At 67.7% G+C, this 3,000-nt stretch carries 3 protein-coding genes; all 3 read right to left on the bottom strand.

The features are described 5' to 3' along the window. Positions 1–83 precede the first annotated feature (83 nt). Positions 84–1,445, bottom strand: coding sequence for an ABC transporter substrate-binding protein (locus ACIKT0_RS16085; RefSeq protein WP_407106372.1), 1,362 nt, complete (start codon positions 1,443–1,445; stop codon positions 84–86). 214 nt (positions 1,446–1,659) lie between these two features. After that, positions 1,660–2,418, bottom strand: a complete 759-nt coding sequence (locus ACIKT0_RS16090) for a Crp/Fnr family transcriptional regulator (RefSeq protein ID WP_407106368.1) — start codon at positions 2,416–2,418, stop codon at positions 1,660–1,662. A gap of 196 nt (positions 2,419–2,614) precedes the next feature. Beyond that, positions 2,615–3,000 (bottom strand): HEAT repeat domain-containing protein (locus ACIKT0_RS16095; RefSeq protein ID WP_407106370.1); only part of this gene is annotated, 386 nt, incomplete at its 5' end.

Genomic DNA, 3,000 nt, shown 5'->3' on the forward strand with positions numbered 1-3,000 from the left:
GGCTCGGCCGCCCGCGCGGCGCCGGCCTCCGGCATCGGCGCCGCCGGGGCGAGGACGTTCGAGGCCATCACATTGCTCATCGCTCAGCCCTTCGCCGCCGCGAGCGCGTCTTCGAAGCTCACGACCTTGCCGCCCGACTTCGCCGCATAGGCCTCCGCGTCGGCCTTGAGCATGAAGGGCGCGAGCTCGGCGTTGTCGCCGGTCACGTAGAAGGCCTTGTCGGCGAACAGCTTGATCCCGCGCCCGGCGTCGAACACGTAGGCGACGTTGACCGCCACGCCCTTCGCCTTGAAGTCGCTGAAGGCCGCGAGCGTGCAGGCGGCGCTCGAGAACGGCTGGATGTCGCCGTCCTTGATCCAGATCTCGCCGGCCTTGCGGGGCTCGGTCACCGGCTTCTTGCAGAACGCGTCCTCGCCCTTGACCTCGTAATTGGCCGTCGAGGCGCGCCGCTCGTCATAGTCGAGGCCGCGTTCCTTGAAGGCGGCGCGGATGAACTTGTCGTTCACCCACGGGTCGACGTCGAACTCCTTCATCCTGCCGAGGCCCTGGAGGACCTTGACGTCCTCCTTGGCGGCGTCGACCAGCGGCTGCTTGAGCGTCGGATCGATCGTCATGATGCCGCCCGGGCCGAGGAAGATGTAGACGACCTCCTTGTCCGTGCCGGTCCACTTCGAGATCATCTCGGCGGCGCGCTTGGGATCTTCCTTCACCCACGCCTCGGCGTCGAGGACGGCCTGCAGATAGGCGTCGACGACTTCCGGATACTTTTCGGCGAAGTCGGTGCGGACCACGACGCCATGGAAGGTCGGCAGGTCGGTCTGCAGCCCGTCGAACACCTTGCGGGCGAAGCCGCGGAACGGCAGCAGCTCGGCGAAGGGCACGAAATCGGCGTGCGCGTCGATCTTGTTCTCCCTCAGATTGGTCGCGCCAACCTCGGGGCTCTGGCTGACCAGCGTAAAGAAGTCGTTGGGCAGGCCGGCGTCCCGCATGGCCTTGAGCATCATGCCGTGCGCGGCGGAGCCGAACGGCACGCTGACGACCTTGCCCTTGAGGTCCTGCAGCGAGAAATACGGGCTGTCCTTGTTGACCACCACGCCGTTGCCGGAGCCCGCGAGGTTGTACGCCGCGATCGCAATCAGCTGCGACTTGCTCTCGGAGTTGTTCTGGAAGGTGTAGCCGTTGACCACCAGGGGGTAGTCGCCCATGCCGCCGACGTGCAGCTTGCCGGCCATCATGCCGTTGGTGACCGGCGGGCCGGAGGTGAAGTTCTGCCACTGCAGATCGTAGGTCACGTCCTTGTACTTGCCGTCCCGCGGCAAGCGCTTCTCGAACAGCTTGAGCTCGCGGATCACGACGCCGGTCGTAGCCGTGTTCGTCGTCGTGTCCTGGGTGCCGACGCCGATCGTCAGCGTCTCGGCGGCCGCCGCCGCGCCCGGAAGCCCCATGCCCGTCGCGGCGATCAGCGCGGCGGCGGAAACGGCGCAGCGCTTTCTCCAGGATCCCATCATCGCTCACCTCGTTGCAAGATCAGGACGTCAGCTCGGGTCCGACGGTCAGATCATCGAGGCGCGGCGCCGCCCGTTCAATTGAAGACCGCGGCGCGCGGTCGATTAGTTGCTAAAATCCTTTGCGTGCCCAGAAAGGAGGCAGGCGGCGCCGTCAGGCTTCGCTGTTGCGCATGGCGAGCAGGATGTCCGGCCGGCGGATCACCAGATCGGAGCGGGTCGCGGACACGATCCCGCGTTCGGCGAAGCGCTTGAGGCTGATCGTGACCCATTGCCGGGTCGCGCCCACGAGATGGGCCAGGTCCGCATGGGTGAAGCTCGCGGCGATCAGCACGCCGCCGTCCTCCTCCTCGACCCCGTAGAGATCGGCGAGATGGAGCAGCAGATGCGCCAGCCGCTCGGTGATCGAGCGGGTGCCGAGCATCTGCGCCATGGTGGAGTAGCACTTGCCCTTGAACACCAGCCCGTCGATCACGCCGAGCGCGAGCGCCGGGATGGTGACGACCAGCTCCCTCAGCGCGGCGCCCGAAAGGTGCAGCACGCTCGAATTGCAGGACGCGACGCCCGACCAGACATGCGGGCCGCCGCCGAAGATCTCTGGACCGCCGACGAAGTTGCCCGGATACCAGTAGGCCAGCGTGATCTCGCGGCCCGACGGCGCGGCGTAGAACACGCGGATGCGGCCGGACTCGATCAGATAGATGCCGTCATGCGGCGAGCCCTGGCTGAACAGCGTCGCGCCGCGGTTCAGCACCTTCTTGCGGCCGCGCGAGACGACGACGTCCCGCTCCTGCGGCGACAGCTGCTCGAGGATCGGGCGCTGGCGTGCGCGGTCCGGCACCCGGATGTTCGGCTCGCCGTCCGACAGCAGCAGCGCGGCCGCGGGCGGCGCCGCCTCAGGCGAGCCCGACATTCGTGGCGGCCAGGAAGCCTGCGGGATGGCCAAAGGTCGTTCCCCTGCTTCATCTACTGTGCGCTGCAGCGAAGCACGGAATGTTTCTAATTCAAAGTCACAAAGATCGCCGCAGCCGCGGCGTCTCCGGGCGCCCGACGCGCGAAAGCCGGCCTCCTTTTTGGAAGCCGGCTCTATTGTCGCGCCGCGGGTTTGATCAGACGGCTTCTTGGCAGCGGCCGATCGCCCAGCGGATCAACTTGCGGACATCGGGGTCCGGATCGTCCATCGCCTGTTCGAGCCAGCGCAGGGCCTGCGGCGCCGCGATCTCGCCGAGCGCGGCCGCGCACTCCTTGCGGACATTGCTGGTCTCGTTGTCGAGGTTGACTCCCAGCGCCTCGATCGCGCTCGCGGCCTTGAGGCGGCCGAGGGCGTTCGCGGCCTTCACCCTCACCTGCCAGACCTCGTCGCTCATCGCCTGGATGAGCTGCACGGTGGCCTCCGGGAGCCGGATCTTGGCGATCGAGGCGGCGGCCTCCTCGCGCACCTGCCAGTGCGGGTCGCCGAGCCCGGCGACCAGCGTGGCATGGACGGCTCGCTCCG

Source organism: Hansschlegelia beijingensis, assembly GCF_045505405.1.
GTDB lineage: Bacteria > Pseudomonadota > Alphaproteobacteria > Rhizobiales > Methylopilaceae > Methylopila > Methylopila beijingensis_A.

What these genes read in the sequence shown, in the direction of transcription:
- ACIKT0_RS16085 (WP_407106372.1), bottom strand. Translation starts at nt 1,445, where the DNA reads ATGGGGCTTCCGGGCGCGGCGGCGGCCGCCGAGACGCTGACGATCGGC.
- ACIKT0_RS16090 (WP_407106368.1), bottom strand. Translation starts at nt 2,418, where the DNA reads ATGTCGGGCTCGCCTGAGGCGGCGCCGCCCGCGGCCGCGCTGCTGCTG.